General features: G+C 63.1%; 12 protein-coding genes. 9 read left to right on the forward strand and 3 right to left on the reverse strand.

Going from position 1 to position 18,864, the window contains the following annotated elements; all coding sequences use genetic code 11:
* Positions 1-37: 37 nt before the first annotated feature.
* Positions 38-760: a pirin family protein gene (locus tag AOA61_RS17635; protein ID WP_099602261.1), complete on the reverse strand. Its 723-nt coding sequence runs from the start codon at positions 758-760 to the stop codon at positions 38-40.
* 181 nt (positions 761-941) lie between these two features.
* On the opposite strand from AOA61_RS17635, the gene AOA61_RS17640 reads away from it, so the two are divergent.
* Positions 942-1,892, forward strand: coding sequence for a GlxA family transcriptional regulator (locus AOA61_RS17640; protein WP_032886590.1), 951 nt, complete (start codon positions 942-944; stop codon positions 1,890-1,892).
* A gap of 150 nt (positions 1,893-2,042) precedes the next feature.
* Positions 2,043-3,512 carry a winged helix-turn-helix domain-containing protein gene (locus tag AOA61_RS17645; RefSeq protein ID WP_099602262.1) on the forward strand — a complete coding sequence of 490 codons (1,470 nt, stop codon included), beginning with the start codon at positions 2,043-2,045 and terminating at the stop codon, positions 3,510-3,512.
* Here AOA61_RS17645 and AOA61_RS17650 read toward each other — a convergent pair.
* Together AOA61_RS17650 and AOA61_RS17655 are read right to left on the reverse strand one after the other, a co-directional pair.
* Complete coding sequence (locus AOA61_RS17650) at positions 3,459-6,221, reverse strand: winged helix-turn-helix domain-containing protein (RefSeq protein WP_099602263.1); 2,763 nt, start codon at positions 6,219-6,221, stop codon at positions 3,459-3,461. The two genes, AOA61_RS17645 and AOA61_RS17650, sit on opposite strands and share 54 nt — an antisense overlap.
* Before the next feature lie 58 nt (positions 6,222-6,279).
* On the reverse strand, positions 6,280-6,678 hold the full coding sequence (locus AOA61_RS17655) for a helix-turn-helix domain-containing protein (RefSeq protein WP_095184531.1): 399 nt from the start codon (positions 6,676-6,678) through the stop codon (positions 6,280-6,282).
* Between the two features lie 204 nt (positions 6,679-6,882).
* Between AOA61_RS17655 and AOA61_RS17660 the strand changes: the two genes are divergently transcribed.
* From AOA61_RS17660 to uvrA, 7 genes are all read left to right on the forward strand, one after another.
* Positions 6,883-7,794: a LysR family transcriptional regulator gene (locus AOA61_RS17660; protein WP_099602264.1), complete on the forward strand. Its 912-nt coding sequence runs from the start codon at positions 6,883-6,885 to the stop codon at positions 7,792-7,794.
* Positions 7,795-8,738: 944 nt separating this feature from the next.
* The gene (gene lexA, locus AOA61_RS17670; RefSeq protein ID WP_032886583.1) at positions 8,739-9,356 is read left to right on the forward strand and encodes a transcriptional repressor LexA; all 618 of its coding nucleotides are present in this window, start codon (positions 8,739-8,741) and stop codon (positions 9,354-9,356) included.
* Positions 9,356-9,970, forward strand: coding sequence for a translesion DNA synthesis-associated protein ImuA (gene imuA, locus AOA61_RS17675; RefSeq protein WP_095184532.1), 615 nt, complete (start codon positions 9,356-9,358; stop codon positions 9,968-9,970). The genes lexA and imuA overlap by 1 nt, the downstream gene beginning before the upstream one ends.
* Positions 9,971-9,977: 7 nt before the next feature.
* Positions 9,978-11,390, forward strand: a complete 1,413-nt coding sequence (locus AOA61_RS17680) for a DNA polymerase Y family protein (protein WP_099602265.1) — start codon at positions 9,978-9,980, stop codon at positions 11,388-11,390.
* Positions 11,366-14,458: an error-prone DNA polymerase gene (locus AOA61_RS17685; RefSeq protein ID WP_218197357.1), complete on the forward strand. Its 3,093-nt coding sequence runs from the start codon at positions 11,366-11,368 to the stop codon at positions 14,456-14,458. The genes AOA61_RS17680 and AOA61_RS17685 overlap by 25 nt, the downstream gene beginning before the upstream one ends.
* A gap of 90 nt (positions 14,459-14,548) precedes the next feature.
* Entirely contained in the window at positions 14,549-16,249 is a 1,701-nt protein-coding gene (locus AOA61_RS17690) for an ATP-binding protein (RefSeq protein ID WP_099602267.1), read from the forward strand.
* Positions 16,250-16,257: 8 nt separating this feature from the next.
* The gene (gene uvrA / locus AOA61_RS17695) at positions 16,258-18,777 is read left to right on the forward strand and encodes an excinuclease ABC subunit UvrA (RefSeq protein WP_099602268.1); all 2,520 of its coding nucleotides are present in this window, start codon (positions 16,258-16,260) and stop codon (positions 18,775-18,777) included.
* The last annotated feature ends 87 nt before the right edge of the window (positions 18,778-18,864 follow it).

The raw sequence follows: 18,864 nt of genomic DNA on the forward strand, positions 1-18,864 counted from the left end.
AGCGATGGACCGTTTGCAACGGCCATCGCCCGGCTGATCAAGGCATTTGCGGCAGTTCCTGAGGTCGCAGGTCGAACACCAGCACCTCGGCGTCCTGACCTTGACTCACGTGGATGCGCTGCTCATCACGCACTCTGGCACCGTCACCTTCCTGCAAGCGCTGGCCGTTGATCTCCACGCTGCCCCGGGCCACATGGATGTACACGTGGCGATCCGGCGGCAGGTCAAGGGTTGTGGCTTCGTCACCGTTGAACAGCCCGGCGTACACCCTGGCGTCTTGGCGTACGCTCAGGGAACCGTCGGCGCCGTCCGGCGAGATGATCAACTGCAGGCGCCCACGCTTTTGTGCCTCGCTGAAGTGCTCCTGTTGATAGCGCGGTTCGGCACCGGCCACGGCGGGCACGATCCAGATTTGCAGGAAATGCACCCCACGGTTTTGGCTGTGGTTGAACTCGCTGTGGGCCACGCCGCTGCCAGCGCTCATCAATTGCACATCGCCAGGGCGGATCACCGAGCCAGTGCCCAGGGTGTCCTTGTGCTCCAGGGCGCCTTCGAGCACATAAGAGAAAATCTCCATGTCACGGTGCGGGTGCTGGCCGAAGCCTTTGCCGGCGGCGACGCGATCATCGTTGATCACCAGCAGGTCGGAAAAACCCTGCTCGTTGGGGTTCCAGTAGTTGGCGAACGAGAAGGTGTGGAACGACTTCAACCAACCGTGATTGGCGGCGCCGCGTTCGGAAGCTTTGCGAAGGGTCAGCATGGTTGTGTCCTCAAGTGGGCGCTGGCTGCGAGATGCAGGGCGCTTGCGTTGAGAAGAAGGTTACTGGTTACTGAAATATTCATTAAGAAGCTGAAATCTGAATAACTGTCCCTCTCAGATTGACAGTGAAAGGCATGCCATAATGCCTCCCGCTTTCTTCCCCTCGATGGATGCCTTCTGTATGAAAACCGTGGCCATGGCGCTGTTCCCGGACTTCCTCTTGCTCGACATGGCCGGGCCGCTTGAAGTGTTTTCCATCGCCAACCGCTACCTGCCGGCGGCGGCGCATTATCAGATCCTTACTGTTGGCACCGAACCTGGCCCACTGCGCGCATCCAACGGCGTAATGGTGCAGACCGACCTGTTGCTGGAGCAGGCCGACGGTGCCTATGACCTCTTGCTGGTGCCCGGTGGCCCCGGTGCCTATAACGAATGCCATCCGGCGCTGCTGCCCTGGCTAAAAGCAGCGGCGCCACGGGCACGGCGCTTTGGCTCGATCTGCACGGGCGCCTTTGTGCTCGGGCACGCCGGGCTGTTGGACGAGCACCGCGTGACCACTCATTGGCATTACACCGAGCGGCTGATCAAGGCGTTCCCCAACGCCATCGTCGAGACCGACCGTATCTATCTGCAGGACGGGCGGTTGATTACCTCGGGCGGGGTCACGGCCGGTATCGACCTAGCGTTGTCCATCGTTGCTCAGGACCATGGCAAGCAGGTGGCGGTGGATGTGGCGAAGGTGCTGTTGGTGGTGATGAAACGCCAGGGCGGCCAGGCCCAATTCAGCCCGATGACCGCGGCCGTGGCGCCCCAGGAAACCGCGATTACCCGCGTGCAGAACCATGTTCTCGCGCACCTGGAGCAGCCGTTCACCATCGAGTCCATGGCCGAGTTGGCCGGCATGAGTGCGCGCCACTTTGCCCGGTTGTTTGCCAAGGATGTGCAGATGACGCCCATGGCCTTCCTGCAAGGCGCGCGCATCGACCGTGCTCGGCAATTGCTGGAAACCACCGATCTGCCACTCAAGACCGTGGCGTTCCACGCAGGCTTTGGCAGCGTGCGGCACATGCGCTTTTTATTCAGTGAAAAGCTCGGTCTCAACCCTACCCAATACCGACAGCAGTTCAGTTAACGACAGGATGTCCGTCTCGCACACCCGATTGTCCGTATCGCTCCCCGTGCCAGCATTGTCCTGTCATGGGTAGCTGGCAAGAATAGCGTCGAGCCCACGGAAAAGGATGCGCGAACGCCCAAGGCCGGGTGTTTCAGCGCGATTGCAGACATGAACGACCCTCAGGCGATTGACGCGGATAGCACGGTGCGCTTCGGTGCCTATGCCTTTCACCGGCAGCAGCGACTGGTCAGCAAGGCGGGTTGGCCGGTGTCGTTGGGCGGGCGGGCGCTGGATATCCTCGCGATGCTGCTGGAAGCGCCTGGGCAATTTGTCAGCAAGGCCACCCTGATCGAGCGGGTCTGGCCGAATAGCGTGGTGGAAGAGAACAACCTGCGGGTGCACATCGCCGCGCTGCGCCGTGCCCTCGACGGGCAACGGTTTATCCTCAATGACCCCCAGCGCGGCTACTGCTTCGCTGCGCCCGTGCAAGGCGTGGCCGCAGCGGTGCTGCCTAGGCACAACCTGGCCGCGCGGCTCAGCCCGGTGATTGGCCGTGATGAACTGCTGGGCGTGCTGGTGCGGCGTTTGTCCGGGCAGCGGCTGATGACCCTCACCGGATGCGCCGGCGTGGGCAAGAGCACCTTGGCCCTGGCCCTGGCCGAGCGCGTGTTGCCGCGCTACCGCGACGGTGTGTGGTGGGTCGACCTGGCCACCGTCGAGGCGCCGCTGATGATGCTGCGCCACCTGGCCACGGTCCTGCATCTCGAACCCAGCGGCAGCGCCACTGAACTGTGCCGTCAATTGGCTTCCCGACAATTATTGCTGGTACTTGATGGCGCTGATCTGCTGCTTGGCGCCTGTCGACATCTGCTGCGTGTGCTTAGCGAAAACGCGCCCCGGATCAGTGTGCTCGTCAGTAGCCGTGAAGCCTTGCATGCCCCGGGCGAATGGGTGTTGCGCGTGCCCCAGTTGGCGCTTCCAGCTCCGTCGGTGTTGGGCAGCGTTGAACAGGCGATGGTGAGTCCGGCGGTGCAGTTGTTTGTTGCACGGGTGCGTGCCAGCCAGCAGGGGTTTGTGTTGCGGCCCCAGGACTTGGCACCGCTGCGTGATATCTGCCGGCGCCTCGACGGTATTCCTCTGGCTCTCGAACTGGCCGCCGCCCAAGTAGACGCCCTTGGCGTCCGTGGTGTGCAGGCGCAAGTGTGCAGGGGCTTGCAGATCCTCACGCGGGGGCGCCGCACAGCGGTTGAGCGCCACCAATCCCTCAGTGCCGCGCTGGATTGGACCTACCAGCGCCTGAGCTTGCCGGAGCGCTGGCTGTTCCTGCAGATGAGCCTGTTCAAAATGGCGGTGACTTTGCCCACCTTGAGTGAGCTCGTGGTCGGCACGGAGCTGGAGCATGCCGACCTGTCTTACTTGTTGAGTCGGCTGGTCGACACCTCACTGCTGAACCTTGAGCCCGGCCCAGGTTATCCGCGCTATCGCCTGCTCAACAGTGTGCGCAGCTACGCCTTGGCACTTCTGCGCGACCCGCAGCAGGTAGCACGCTTGCAACAGGGCTATGGGCATTACCTGGGGCCGTTTTCAGGCCGGCCGTTTGTCTTGCAACTCGTCGAGCAGGCGGCGCACGCGGATTAGATCCTGGGTGTCGAAGCCTTCGGTAAACCGCTCATAGACTGAACCCAGCAGGTCGCGCGCGGCCTGCACACGACCTTGCTTGTGCCACAGCCGCGCCAAGCTGTCTGCGCATCGTAACTCCCAGGCCAGCGCGCCTTGCTGGTGCGCCAGGCCCAGGGCTTCGAGCAACAGGCTTTCGGCTGATTGGGCATCGGGCATGGCCTCGGCGCGCACGCGCAGAATCTCCGGTGTGCACCAGCCGGCCGCACCGCTTCGGGCGCGTTCGAACAGGGCGTCATCCACTGCGATTGCGTTGAAGGTCACCAGGATGTCCTCGACCAGGCCCAACCCTTGTACTTCGGCAATCTGCGCCGTGCCTTCGTAGCATTGCGCCCAGGTGTGGAACAACTGCACTGAATGTTTTTGCGCCTGCTGCAACAGCAGGTCCAACTGATCGCGGGCCGCAAGCGTATCGCCGTTGTACTGAGCGATCACCACCCCAGCCAGGGCCAGGGTGTAGCAGATTGACGTGCCGTGGTTGATCTGCAGCGCCAGCGCCAGCGCCTGGCTTGCAGTGCGCCACGCGCGTTCAGGGAAACCGCGCAGCCAAAGGATGCGCGCGAGGATGGTCAGCGAAGCCACGCTTTGGTCGTACTGCACGCCAAAGCCATGGGTAAACCGGTTGAGATGGCCGCTCTGGGCCATGCGCTGGATCACCTGTTCGGCATTGTGCTGCGCCAGCACCTGATTGCCGGCGAAGTGCTGCGCCAGTACTCGCAGGCGTTGGGCGCTGAGGGCCAGCAACGACTCGGTGTGTGGCCCCAACTGGTCGAAATGCAGGCTTTGCTTCAACGCCTCACGGTAGTTGCCGCTGCACAGGCTGACCGCCATTTGCCCCGACACGGCACGCAGTTGGCCGGGCAGGTTTTTGTCAGCTTCGGCCAGGCGTCGTGCGCAGGAAAACGCGTCTATGGTCTGCGGCGTACTGCCCTGGGCGTGATAGGAGAAACTGCCGAAGGCCAACTGCAATGCCATGTGCAAGCGCTGGCTCGGCGTACTCGATTGTCCCAGTCGCGCCAAGGCCTTGCTCACGTAGAGGCCGTGTTCGCGCAGCAGCGACAGCTCCTGCCACAACGGCATGGCGCTGACGGTGAGGCGAATGCCCAGCACGTGCACACCCTGGTCGCCCAGGCCCCAGTCGAGGGCGGCACGGATGTCTTCGCGCAGCGGGGCATAGCGGTCGATCCACGGCTGGGTAGCGATCTGCTCCCAATCTTCCTGCGCCTGGTCCATCAGCGCCAGGCAGCGGTTGGCGTGGCGTTCACGGGTGGCATCAAGCTCGTCGGCGACACTGAGTTTTTCCAGGGCGTAGGTGCGGGTGATGTCCAGCAGGCGATAGACCATCTCGTCATCGCCGGGCTCCACATTGAGCAAGGATTTGGCGACCAGTTGAGTGATCGAGCCCAGCACCTCGGTCGGTGCGATCTGTTCTCCGGCAATCACCGCCGCCGCGCTGGCCAGGCTGAAACCACCCCGGAACACGGCGAGACGGCGCAGGCAGATTTGCTCGCACGTCGTGAGCAGGTCGAAGCTCCAATCCAGGGTCGCGCGCAAGGTTTGATGCCGGGGCAGGGCGCTGCGCCGGCCACGGGTGAGCAGGCGGAAATTGTCTTCCATCTGCACCAGCAACCCCGGCAGGCCGAAGCGCTCGATCTGCGCCGCCACCAATTCGATTGCCAGGGGAATACCGTCCAGGCGCTGGCAGATATCAATCGCCAGGGGCAGTTCGGCTTCGCTCAGTTCGAAGCTGTCCTGATGGGACATGGCGCGTTCGATCAGCAGTTGCAGGGCAGGATAGCCCAGGGCCTGGGCGCGGTTGCCGGTGGCGGGTGGGCAGGCCAGGGGTTCCAGGCGTTGCACCGATTCGCCTTCGGCGCGCAATGCTTCGCGGCTGGTGGCCAGGATGTGCAGTTTTGGGGCATGGCGCAGCAGGGTTTCGCTGATCAGCGCAATGTCGTCCAGCAAGTGCTCGCAGTTGTCGATCACCAGCAGCACCTGGCGCTCTTGCAGGCGGCGCGCGAAGGTGGCCAGCGGTTCGTGCTCGGTGTGGGTCAGGTCGAGCAGGGCGGCGAGGTTGGGCAGGATCATCGACGGCGCGCTGAGGGGCGCCAGGTCCAGCAGGCGGATACCGTCGCGGTAATGGCCGATCAGCAATTCCGCCACGCGCAACGCCACGGTGGTCTTGCCGATGCCGCCGGCGCCCGTTAGGGTGATAAAGCGTTGTTCGGGCAGGTGCTGCACCAGGCTGTCGATCAGCGCCTGGCGGCCGAGCATGCGGGTGCGGCGCAGCGGCAGGTTGTGGCAGGGGCGTTGGGGCGTGCCTTCTGTGGGTAGGCTCATCGGCTCGATGCTCAGTGGCGCAACAAAACTGTAGCCACGCTGGGCCACCGTAACGATATAGCGCTGCCCGGCCTGGCCATCGCCCAGCGCCTTGCGCAACGCCGCCATATGCACCCGCAGGTTGCCGTCCTCTACCACGCTTTTGGGCCAGACCCGAGCGATCAGCTCCTGCTTGCTCACCACATTACCGGCCTGCTCCAGCAGGATCAGCAGGATATCCACGGCCCGCCGCCCCAGGCGCAACGGACGACCAGCCTCCAGCACCAGGCGCTGGTGGGGATGGATACGGTACGGCCCGAAGTGCACGGCCTGATCGCGTTGGTCACTCATGGGTGGCCATGCTCTGGAGAAAGTAAGCGGCCAGCATATTCCAGGTGCTTGCAGACCACTAGGCAGCGATCTCTTGAGGCTTGTGACGCAGTTGGTGGTTTCGCCAGGTCATCGGATTGACACCCTCGCTGCGGGTGAACATATGGCAGAAATGTGCCTGGTCGCAGAACCCGCATTCCAGGCTGATCTGCGTCAGGCTCAAGGAAGACTGAGTGATCAATTCCTTGGCCCGCTGGATGCGTTGCAGGCGTATCCATTCCTGGGGCGACAGCCCGGTGGTGCACTTGAATGCACGGGAGAAATGGCTGCGCGACAGCGCGCAGGCCTGGGCCAGGTCGGCAATCGCCAGGCTTTCGCCGAGGTTGGCGAGGATCAATTGCTTGGCGATACGCTCGCGCCGGGGGCATAGGCCGCCAGTAGCGGATAAGCGAGGAGCGCAGTGCTCAGTTCGGGCCATGACGGATATCCGCAGTCGATGGGAGCGTTCCCGGTGAATGGATGCAGTGTAGATGGCGTCAATCTTGTTGCCGTACCGTCTGGCTGACGAGTTAATCGTTGTTAATTTCGTCAGGTGCAGTCACGGAAAAGACAGCACAGACATGCAATCAACCCCTTGTTTTGCGTGCTTAGCTGGCAGTCTGCTAACCGTTTGGATACCGCCATGAACCGCAATGACCTGCGTCGCGTCGACATGAACCTGCTGGTGATTTTCGAGGCGTTGATGTTCGAGAAGAACCTGACCCGGGTCGCCGAAAAACTCTTCATGGGCCAACCGGCGGTGAGTGCTGCCTTAGGCCGGCTGCGCGACCTGTTCGACGACCCGTTGCTGCTGCGCAACGGGCGGGGCATGGAGCCCACGCCGCGCGCCCTGGCGATACTCAAGGAGCTGCAACCGGCTATGGACACCATTTCCGGCGCGGTCAGCCGCGCCAAGGATTTCGACCCGTCCACCAGTTGTGCGGTGTTCCGTATCGGCCTGTCCGACGACGCCGAATTTGGCTTGTTTCCGCCGTTGCTCAGTCAGCTTCGCGAAGAAGCCCCTGGCATCATCGTGGTGGTACGCCGCGCCAATTACTTGCTGATGTCCGCGCTGCTGGCCAGTGGCGAGATTTCGGTGGGGGTGAGCTACACCACTGAACTGCCCGCGAATGCCAAGCGCAAGAAACTGCGGGATATCCCGTGCAAGGTATTGCGTGGGGATGACGGGGTGGCGCCGCTGACGCTGGATGATTATTGCGAACGGCCCCATGCGATGGTGTCGTTCTCCGGGGATTTGAGCGGCAACATCGATTTGGACTTGGCCCGCATCGGCCGCGCGCGGCGGGTGGTGCTGGCGGTGCCGCAATTCAGCGGGTTGCGGGCGTTGTTGGCGGGGACGCAGATCATTGCGACGGTACCGGATTATGCGGCGTGTGCGTTGACCGAGGGCACCACGTTACGGGCAGAGGATCCGCCGTTTGCGATTGATGCGGCGGAGTTGTCGATGGTGTGGAGTGGGGTGCATGACAATGATCCGGCGGAGCGTTGGTTGAGGTTGAGGATTGCCGAGCATATGGCGGGGGGGGGTGGTTGATTGAGTGCATATCCGTTGCTGCGGTAACGGCCGCCTATGGTTCCGCTCTTACAGCGGGTCACTTTTGTAAAGGCCGGAATGCCGGCCCAGCCAAAAGTAACCAAAAGGCCTTCGCCCCACCACTCGGCACCTCGCTTAGGCTCGGTGTGCCCGTAATCCGACATTGATTTGGGGGGCCGCCGCCACGCGCCATCCATGGCGCAGGGCTGCTAAACCGGCATCCCTGCCGGTTTACCCCCCAAATCAATATCGAATTCCGGCCATCGTGGTTGACGGGGCGATTTCAGATCAAAAGCAAGGCCGCGGCGACCTTAGAGCCGACCGGGTTCTCAGCTCCAACTCCGTCCAAAGGTGGGAGGGGGCTTGCTCCCGATGAAGGTGTGTCAGTTGATGCATTTGTGACTGACCCACTGCCATCGGGAGCAAGCCCCCTCCCACAGTTTGATCTCCATAGATCAGATAGATAGGTCCTAGCCTGCTGTCCTGCTGTCCTGCTGTCCTGCTGTCCTGCTGTCCTGCTTTTGCTCTGCTTTTGCTCTGCTTTTGATGTGCTTTTGATCTGGCTCTTACATCCTTTTCGCTGACGAAGTCAGCGGTCTGTTGATCTGCGCTTTTGATTTTGATCCTAGGCGCCCCGTCAAACACGCTGGCCGAACGCAGGCTTGAATCCGTGGGTAACCCGGCAGGACGCCGGGTTAGCCGCGCTGGGCCATGGATGGCCCATCGCGGCGGCCCACGGATTCAAGCCGGAGTGAGGGCACACCGAGCCTAGGCGAGGTGCCGAGTGTTGGGGCGAAGGCCTTTTGCTTACTTTTGGGCCTTTCCAAAAGTGAGCCGCTGTAAGAGCGGAACCATAAGTAGCCGTTACCTAACCAACGGATATGTACTCAACTCAACCCCCCCCGACTACCGGCTCTTGTAAGAAATTTCCCGCAGGAGTACAAATGTACTCCATGACGACCCTGACTCCCCGCCGCACCGCCATCCTGACCTTCATCCGCGACCGTATCGCGCAACAAGGCCAGCCCCCCAGCCTCGCCGAGATTGCCGAGGCGTTCGGCTTTGCCTCCCGCAGCGTCGCGCGCAAACACGTGGTGGCCCTGACCGAAGCAGGCTTCATTGAGGTCAACCCCAACCAGGCTCGCGGTATTCGCCTGCTCAACCAACCCATGCGTCCGGAGTGGCTGGACGTGCCCGTGCTCGGCCGAGTCGCCGCCGGCCTGCCCATCGGTGCTGACGCCGAAGTGCACAGTCGCCTGCAACTCGACCCAAGCACCTTCGCGAAAACCCCCGACTACCTGCTGCGGGTGCAGGGCGATTCGATGATCGAAGACGGCATCCTTGACGGCGATCTGGTAGGCGTACGCCGCAGTGCCGAGGCCTTGAACGGGCAGATCGTGGTGGCGCGCCTGGATGGCGAAGTCACCATCAAGCGTTTCGAACGCAGTGGCGACCGCGTGCGCCTGCTGCCGCGCAACCCCGCGTATCAACCTATTGTGGTGGGCCCTGATCAGGACCTGGCCATCGAAGGGGTGTTCTGCGGCCTGGTGAGGCAAGGCTGATGGGCGCCGTCGTTGCCCTGGACGCGCTGTTCAATGGCGGCCGCGTCTGGAAAGGCCGGCCGGCCGCGCCTCCCGCCAGTGTGCACCCCACCGGGCTGGCCGCGCTGGATGCGGTGCTGCCCAGCGGCGGCTGGCCTGAATCGGCTTTGAGTGAAATCCTCATGGCCAAGGAGGGCATCGGCGAACTGCAACTGGTGCTGCCCACCCTGGCGCGCCTGTCAAAGGCGGGGGAGCGCATTGTGTTGGTGGCGCCGCCGTATACGCCGTACCCCCATGCCTGGCAGAACGCCGGGGTGGATGTACGCCAGCTTTCAGTGATCCAGGCCGAGGAACGTGATGCGCTGTGGGCCGTGGAGCAGTGCCTGCGCTCCGGCAGTTGCGGCGCGGTGCTGTGCTGGCCGCGCAAGGCCGATGACCGGGCGCTGCGGCGCTTGCAGGTGGCAGCAGAAACCGGCCAGACCCTGGCGTTTGCCTGGCGCGCCTTGAGTGAGGGGGTCAATTCATCGCCTGCTGCCCTGCGTTTGGCGGTCGATGCGAAACCCGCCCAAGTACGGGTGATCAAGTGCCGTGGCGGTTTGGCCCATCCGGCGCCGATTGCGTTGGCGGGGCACTGAGGTTGCCATGCGCTGGGTGTGTATTGTCTTCCCGCAATTGGCGCTGGACGGGGTGCAGCGTGTGCACCCCGAGCCCGACCAACCCCTCGCGCTGCTGGCCGGTACGCCACAGCGGCGCGTACTGCAAACCGTCAACGACGCCGCCCGCGCCTTGGGCCTGCGTCCAGGCCTTTCACTGACGGCGGCCCATGCCCTGGCCAAGACTTTTGCCAGCGCCGAATACGACCCCGTGGAAATCGAACGCTGGCAGCAGTTCCTGGCAGCCTGGGCCTATCGCTTCAGTTCCCAGGTCAGTGTGCATTACCCGCGTGCGTTGCTGTTTGAGATCGAATCGAGCCTGGGCCTGTTCGGTCCCTGGCCGCAGTTCGAAGCGCGCTTGCGCAAAGAATTGACCGAGCTGGGCTTTCGTCACCGCATCGTCGCCGCGCCCAACCCGGCGGCGGCGCGGGTGCTGGCCAATATTTACGACGGTCTGGCCATCGACGATGAGGCATTGATGCAGGCCCTCGCACCACTGCCCATCGACCGCGCCGGCCTTGAACCTCAGGCCGCTACCGCCTTGTCGCGCATGGGCCTGCGCACCCTGTCCCAGGTGCAAGCCTTGCCCCGGCACACCCTGGCACGGCGCTTTGATGCCGGCCTGCTCAAGCACCTGGATGCCTTGACCGGGCAACGCCCGCTGGCCCTTGGGTTTTACCAGCCGCCGGACCAGTTCGATGTGCGCATCGAATTGAATTTCGACGTGCAGTCCCACCAGGCGCTGCTGTTTCCACTGCGGCGCTTGACCGGTGATTTATCCGCCTTTCTCTGCGGACGCGACAGTGGCGTGCAGCGTTTTGACCTGCACCTGGAGCACGCCCAGTTGCCCGACAGTGTGATCAAGGTCGGCCTGCTCAGCGCCGAGCGCGAACCGGCGATGCTGTTCGAGCTGGCCCGTGGGCGCCTGGAGCAAGTGCAAGTCACGGCGCCGGTGCGCGGTTTTCGCCTGGTGGCCCAGGACTTGCCGGTGTTTGTGCCGCAGCGCCAGGACCTGTTCGACGACCGCCCGCAACAGACCCTGCCCTGGGAGCAATTGCGCGAACGCCTGCGCGCGCGCCTTGGGGATGAGGCGGTACAAGGCTTGCGTTTTCATGCCGACCACCGCCCCGAGTGCGCCTGGCAAGCAACGGCCGACAGTCGCACATGCCCGACCTTGAACAAGGTGCACCGCCCCGGTTGGCTGCTCAGGGAACCCACCTTGCTGACCGAGCAAGGTGTGCAGATTCTGATGGGCCCGGAACGTATCGAATCCGGCTGGTGGGACGGCGCCGATATCCGCCGTGACTATTACCTGATCCAGACCCGCGCCGGTCAGCAAGGCTGGGCCTACCGCAGCGTGGGGCAGGGCGATGGTTTGTGGCTGCAAGGCTGGTTTGCATGAACTACGCCGAGCTGCATTGCCTGTCCAATTTCAGTTTTCAGCGCGGCGCGTCCACCGCGCTGGAGTTGTTCGAGCGCGCCAAGCGCCAGGGCTACAGCGCCTTGGCGATCACTGATGAATGCACGTTGTCAGGCATCGTGCGTGCGTGGCAGGCGGCGAAGGCGGTGGAGTTACCGCTGATTATCGGCAGCGAAGTGCGCATCGAAAACGGCCCGAAACTGGTGCTGCTGGTAGAAAACCTCAGCGGTTACCAGCACCTGTGCCGCCTGATCACCCTGGCCAGGCGGCGTGCGGAAAAAGGCAGTTATCGCCTGCTGCACGAAGACTTCGACGCACCGCTCAACGGCCTGTTGGCGCTATGGGTCGCCGACGACAGCGACACCCAGGCCTCGATCCAATGGCTGCGCCGCACGTTTGCCGAGCGCCTGTGGCTGGCGGTGCACCTGCATTGCGGCCAAGACGATGCGCGCCATCTGGAGCAGCGCCTGCACCTGGCCGCCAACCTGAATATCCCGGCGGTGGCCTGTGGTGATGTGCACATGCACGCACGCGGTCGACGCGCCCTGCAAGACACCATGACCGCCATCCGCCATCACGTCCCGGTGGCCGAAGCCGGCACGCGCCTGCACCCCAATGGCGAGCGGCATCTGCGCGGCCTTGATGCCCTGGGCACGCTGTACCCCCAAGCCTTGCTCGATGAAACCCTGGTCATCGCCCGCCGTTGCACCTTCGACCTCGGCCAGTTGCGTTATCACTACCCGCGCGAATTGGTGCCCGAGGGGCATGACGCCGAATCCTGGCTGCGCGCCGTCACCGAAGAAGGCATCGCCCTGCGTTGGCCTCACGGAATCGACGCCAAGACCATGCAGCAGATCAATCACGAACTGACATTGATCAGCAAGCTGGGTTACGAAAGTTATTTCCTCACCGTGCACGATATTGTGCGCTTCGCCCGCAGCCGTTCGATCCTGTGCCAGGGCCGAGGGTCGGCGGCCAACTCGGCGGTGTGTTTTGCCTTGGGCATTACCGAGATCAACCCGAGCCTGACGAATATGCTGTTTGAACGCTTCCTGTCAGAGGAGCGCAACGAGCCACCGGATATCGACGTGGACTTCGAGCACGAACGCCGCGAAGAAGTGCTGCAGTACGTTTTCCAGCGCTACGGCCGTACCCGCGCGGCGCTGACGGCGGTGGTCAGCAGCTACCACGCCGCCGGTGCGGTGCGCGATGTGGCCAAGGCCCTTGGGTTGCCGCCGGACCAGATCAACGCCCTGGCCGACTGCTGCGGGCGCTGGAGTGATGATGCGCCTCCGCTGGAACGCCTGCGTGAAGGCGGCTTCGACCCGGACAGCCCGATCCTGCGCCGTGTGCTCACGCTCACCCAGCAACTGATCGGTTTTCCCCGGCACCTGTCCCAACATCCCGGCGGTTTCGTGATTTCCGAATACCCGCTGGACACTCTGGTGCCGGTGGAAAACGCGGCCATGGCCGAGCGCACCATTATCCAATGGGACAAGGACGATCTGGATGCCGTGGGCCTGCTCAAGGTGGATATCCTCGCCTTGGGCATGCTCAGTGCGATTCGCCGCTGTTTCGATTTGCTGCGCCGCCACCGCAACCTCGACCTGGCCCTGGCGACGATCCCCAAGAAAGACCCGGCCACCTACGCGATGATCAGCAAGGCCGACACCATTGGCGTATTTCAGATCGAGTCGCGGGCGCAGATGTCGATGCTGCCCCGGCTCAAGCCGCAGACGTTTTATGACCTTGTGATCGAGGTCGCTATTGTGCGGCCCGGTCCGATCCAGGGAGGGATGGTGCATCCGTATCTACGACGACGTAACAAGGAAGAAAAAACCACCTACCCGTCACCGGAACTTGAAAGCGTATTGAAGCGCACCCTGGGCATTCCGCTGTTCCAGGAGCAAGTGATGCAGATCGCCATGGTCGCCGCCGACTACAGCCCTGGCGAGGCCGACCAGTTGCGCCGCTCCATGGCCGCGTGGAAACGTCACGGCGGCCTGGAACCCCATCAGGACCGCTTGCGCACCGGCATGCTGAAAAACGGCTACACCGAGGAATTTGCCGCGCAGATTTTCGAGCAGATCAAGGGCTTTGGCAGCTATGGCTTTCCTGAGTCCCATGCGGCCAGTTTCGCCTTGCTGACTTACGCCAGTTGCTGGCTCAAATGCCACGAGCCGGCGGCATTCGCCTGCGCGTTGATCAACAGCTGGCCTATGGGTTTCTACAGCCCGGACCAGATACTGCAGGACGCACGGCGCCATCGCTTGCAGATTCGCCCGGTGGATGTGCAGGCCAGCGACTGGGATTGCAGCCTGGAACCCATTGACGGCCAGCAACCGGCGATCCGTATGGGCTTGCGCATGATCGCGGGGTTTCGTGAAGAGGATGGTCGGCGCATCGAGGCCGCCCGCCCTGGCACAGGTTTCAGTGACATTGCTGATCTGGACCAGCGCGCCGGTCTGGACGCCCGTGCCCAGGCGTTGCTGGCCGACGCCGGCGCCCTGCGTGCCCTGGCTGGAAACCGGCACCAAGCCCGCTGGGACGTGGCGGGGGGGCACAAACAATTGGGGCTGTTCGCCGGGCTGCCCAGCCCCGACGAAGCCGTGGTCGCTTTACCCGCACCGACGGTCGGCGAGGACTTGCAGGCTGATTACGCCACCGTCGGCACCACTCTCGGCCCGCACCCGCTGGCGTTGTTGCGCGATGAGCTGCGCAAGCGGCGTTGTCGCAGCTCCCGCGAGCTGATGGCGGTGGAGCATGGGCGTAATGTGAGTGTCGCGGGGTTGGTCACGGGGCGGCAACGTCCGGGCACGGCCAGCGGTGTGACCTTTGTCACCTTGGAAGATGAGTTCGGCAATCTCAATGTGGTGGTTTGGCGCGACCTGGCCGAACGTCAGCGCCAGGCGCTGGTGGGGTCGCGCTTGCTCAAGGTAGACGGGCGCTGGGAGGCGGTCGGCGAGGTGCGCCATCTGATCGCCGGGCGGCTCACCGACCTCACGCCGTTGCTGGAAGGCATGTCTGTGCGCAGCCGGGATTTCCACTGAGGTGACCCCAAATTAATACCAGATGAAACCATCTGCTCCGTGTAAGCTCCAAAAATGGCGACTGTCTTCTCTTTTGCACTGAGCCGAACGATGCAATTTTTATCTAACCCCCACGGCTGTGAAGGTTGGGCCGGTGAAATGGCCCAGCGCATTCGCGCGTTCGATTGGTCGACCACGGACCTCGGTCCCATTAACCAGTGGTCCACTAGCCTGGTCTGTAACGTGCAGATGATGCTCGCATCGCCGATGCCGATGGTGATGTTGTGGGGGCGGGCCGGGTACATGATTTACAACGACAGTTACTCGGTCTTTGCCGGCGGCCGCCACCCGTCTTTGCTGGGGGCTCCGGTGGAGTTGGGTTGGCCGGAGGTGGCGGATTTCAATCGCCATGTGGTGGACACCTGTCTGGCCGGCGGCACTCTGTCCTTCAACAACAAAGACCTGGTGCTGCTGCGCAATGGCCAGCCGGAAACCGTGTGGCTGGATTTGTATTACAGCCCCGTCGCCGGCGACAACCAGCAACCAGCCGGCGTGTTGGCGATTGTGGTCGATACCACCGAACTGGTGAAGTCCGAACAGGTGCGCCAGGAACTCACCCATAACCTCGAACAACGGGTGGCCGCTGAAGTCCAGGCGCGCTCCAGTGCCGAGGACCAATTGCGCCAATCGCAAAAACTCGAAGCCATCGGCGGCCTCACCGGCGGCGTGGCCCACGACTTCAATAACCTGTTGCAAGTGATCGCCGGCAATCTGCACTTGCTGGCCCGCCATGAGCCAGACAATGCCCAGGTGCAGCGCCGCGTCAACGCGGCCATCGCGGCAGTGGAGCGCGGGGCCAAGCTGTCGGCGCAACTGCTGGCCTTTGCCCGCCGCCAGCCGTTGTCGCCGGCGGTGTACAACCCGCAACGCATCTATGCCGGCCTTGGCGAACTGTTGCAGCGCGCACTGGGAGAAACCATTCATATCGATGTGCAGTTGCCCCAGGATTCCTGGAGCATCAACGTCGACCGTAACCAGTTGGAAAATGCGTTGCTCAACCTGGCGATCAATGCCCGCGACGCCATGAAAGGTGAGGGGGTGATCCGCATCAGCGGCGAAAACATCATCCTTAACCCCGGCGATTGCATCGGCAAGAGCGTCAGTCCCGGAGAATATGTGCGCCTGGCGGTCACCGACACCGGGGTGGGCATGCCTCCTGGGATCCAGGCCAGGGTGTTCGAACCGTTCTTCACCACCAAGCACGACGGTCACGGTACCGGCCTGGGCTTGAGCATGGTGTTCGGCTTTGTGCGTCAAAGTGGCGGGCATGTCGAGGTCAGCAGCGAAGAAGGCCAGGGCACCGTGGTGCAGTTGTACTTCCCGCGCAGCCTGGGCGAGGAGTGCCTTGAAGCGTCAGACGAGCCCGTTGCGTCCGTAGGCGGCCAGGAAACGATCCTGGTGGTCGAAGACAACGAAGGCGTGCGCCTGACGGTGGTGGACGTGCTCGAACAGTCGGGCTACACCGTGATCACCGCCGAGGACGGCGACCAGGCCATGTCGAAGCTCAAAGCTGGCCTGCAACCCGAGTTGATTTTTACCGACGTGGTCATGCCCGGCCGCCTTAAAAGCACCGACCTGGCCGCCTGGGCCCGTGCACAAACCCCGCCCGTGCCGGTGCTGTTCACTTCCGGTCACACCCGCGACATCCTCTCCAGCAACCACCTGCTGAGCCCCGATATTCATCTGCTGAGCAAGCCCTACAGCCCCGAAGCCCTGACGCTACGGGTGCGCAGCGTGCTCACCGCACGATAAGGTTGACCATGACTTCACAGCGCAACATCCCTGCGATCACTGCCCAACGCCCAGGCTTTGTCAGGGTGCGCGGCGCCCGCGAGCACAACCTGCAAAACGTCGACGTGGATATTCCCCGGGATGCCCTGGTGGTGTTTACCGGCGTGTCGGGTTCGGGCAAGTCGTCCCTGGCGTTTTCCACGGTGTATGCCGAGGCCCAGCGGCGCTACTTCGAATCGGTGGCGCCTTACGCGCGGCGCCTGATCGACCAGGTTGGCGTGCCCGACGTGGACAGCATCGAAGGCCTGCCGCCCGCCGTGGCCCTGCAACAGCAGCGTGGCACGCCCAGCGCGCGATCTTCGGTGGGCAGCGTCACCACGTTATCGAGCCTTATCCGCATGCTCTATTCCCGCGCCGGCAGCTACCCTGCGGGGCAAGCAATGCTGTATGCCGAGGACTTTTCGCCGAACCTGCCCCAGGGTGCGTGCCCGAAATGTCATGGCCTGGGCCGCGTGTATGAAGTGACCGAGGCGCTGATGGTGCCCGACCCTTCGCTGAGCATTCGCCAGCGCGCGGTTGCCTCCTGGCCGTTGGCGTGGCAGGGCCAGAACCTGCGCGACATTCTGGTGACCTTGGGCTATGACGTGGATATCCCATGGCGCGACCTGCCAAAAAAGCAGCGCGACTGGATCCTGTTCACCGAAGAAACCCCCACTGTGCCGGTGTATGCCGGTTTCACCCCGGAGCAAACCCGCGAGGCGTTGAAGCGCAAGCTGGAGCCTAGTTACCAGGGCACGTTCAGCGGCGCGCGGCGCTACATCCTGCACACCTTCAGCCACACCCAAAGCGCGCTGATGAAAAAGCGCGTGTCGCAGTTCATGCAGGGCAGCGCCTGCCCGCTGTGTGAAGGCAAGCGGCTGACCAAGGCGGCGCTCTCGGTGAAGTTTGCCGGGGTGGATATTGGCGAGTTGTCGCAGCTGTCGTTGTCGCAGCTGGCCGAACTGCTGCGGCCGGTGGCGGCGGGGCAGGACACGATGAAGCTCTCGGTGGAGAAGCGCCTGGCTGCGCAGCGTATCGCCCAGGACTTGCTGGAGCGGGTCAGCACCTTGATCGAATTGGGCCTGGGTTATCTGTCCCTGGAGCGCAGCACACCGACCTTGTCGTCCGGGGAGTTGCAACGTTTACGCTTGGCCACGCAATTGGGCTCGCAATTGTTTGGAGTGATCTATGTGCTGGATGAGCCTTCGGCGGGCTTGCATCCAGCGGATGGCGAGGCTTTGTTCACCGCGCTTGAGCGCTTGAAGGCCGCCGGTAATTCGTTGTTTGTGGTGGAGCACGACTTGGAAACCATGCGCCGCGCCGACTGGTTGATCGACGTCGGCCCGGCCGCTGGCGAGCATGGCGGGCAAGTGCTGTACAGCGGGCCACCTGCTGGGTTGGCTGACGTAGAGGCGTCGCAGACCCGTGAGTATTTGTTCGCCGAGCGGCGTACATCAAATCCCTCTCGCCGCGAACCCAGTGGTTGGTTGAAGTTGGAGGGCGTGACGCGCAATAACCTCAATGGTCTGAACGTGGATTTTCCCTTGGGCTGCTTCACCTCGGTGACCGGCATTTCCGGCTCGGGCAAGTCCAGCCTGGTCAGCCAGGCGCTGCTGGAGTTGGTGGGCAGTGGCCTTGGGCGTGTGGTGGAGAACGACGAAGAGCCGAGCCTGGAAGATGAGACGCCGCAAACCAGTGGCGGGCGCATCAGCGCCGGGCTGGAACAGATCCGACGCCTGGTGCAGGTGGATCAGAAACCCATCGGCCGTACGCCACGTTCCAACCTGGCGACCTACACTGGGCTGTTCGACAACGTGCGCAAACTGTTCGCCGCCACGCCCGCGGCAAAGAAGCGCCATTACGATGCGGGCCAGTTCTCCTTCAACGTCGCCAAGGGCCGTTGCCCGAACTGCGAGGGCGAGGGCTTTGTTAGCGTCGAGTTGTTGTTTATGCCGAGTGTGTACGCACCCTGTCCGACCTGCCACGGCGCGCGCTACAACCCCGAGACGTTGGCGATCAAATGGCAAGGCTTGAGCATCGCTCAGGTGCTCGGGCTGACCGTTGAGCAGGCAGTCGAGGTCTTTGCCGAGCAGCCAGGGGTACTGCGCTCGTTGCAGGTGCTGCGGGATATCGGCCTGGGTTATCTGCGACTGGGTCAACCGGCTACCGAACTGTCCGGGGGGGAAGCGCAGCGGATCAAATTGGCCACCGAGCTGCAACGCAATGCCCGTGGGTCGACCTTGTATGTGTTGGATGAGCCAACGACCGGGCTGCATCCACGGGATGTGGATCGCCTGCTCAGCCAGCTCAATCACTTGGTGGATGCAGGGCACACGGTGGTGGTGGTCGAGCATGAAATGCGTGTGGTGGCCCAGAGTGACTGGGTGATCGATATCGGTCCGGGGGCAGGGGATTTGGGCGGGCAAGTGGTGGCCAGCGGTACGCCGCAAAAAGTTGCCAAGAGCAAGAAAAGCCGGACTGCGCCCTTCCTGGCCCGAGCGTTGATCTAACAGTTAAACAGGTCCACATGTGGGAGGGGGCTTGCCCCCGATAGCGGTGGGTCAGTCACCCCATCAAGTGCCTGACAGATAGCTATC

This window comes from Pseudomonas sp. 2995-1, assembly GCF_002742505.1.
Taxonomy (GTDB): domain Bacteria; phylum Pseudomonadota; class Gammaproteobacteria; order Pseudomonadales; family Pseudomonadaceae; genus Aquipseudomonas; species Aquipseudomonas sivasensis.